This window comes from Geobacillus sp. LYN3 (genome assembly GCF_003064505.1).
GTDB classification, from domain to species: Bacteria; Bacillota; Bacilli; order Bacillales; family Anoxybacillaceae; genus Parageobacillus_B; species Parageobacillus_B toebii.
The window spans coordinates 1-285 of sequence record NZ_QCWL01000095.1; the positions used below are offsets into that span (position 1 = coordinate 1).

The 285-nt window shown below is 51.9% G+C and carries 1 protein-coding gene; it reads left to right on the top strand.

From position 1 onward, the window contains the following. Window positions 1-285: IS66 family transposase (locus DCC82_RS17250; RefSeq protein ID WP_146177925.1), on the top strand; the 285-nt coding region annotated here is incomplete at both ends.

The window sequence follows — 285 nt, forward strand, 5'->3', positions numbered from 1 at the left end:
GAAACTCGCATGGGTGCATGTCGCGTGTACATCGAGATATACATACTTGGCTCCTCACGCTTCTCGTGGAAAAAAAGCGACCGATGATATCGGGATTCTTCCCCGATATGAAGGGACGATGATGCACGATGCGTTCGGTACGTATCCGAAATACACACATGCCACCCATGCCCTTTGTCATGCCCACCATTTGCGTGAGTTAAAAGGATTCATCGAACAGGGGCATACGTGGGCGATGCGCATGACCACGTTTCTGTTAGCCGCCAAGCAAGCCGTCGAAGCCCA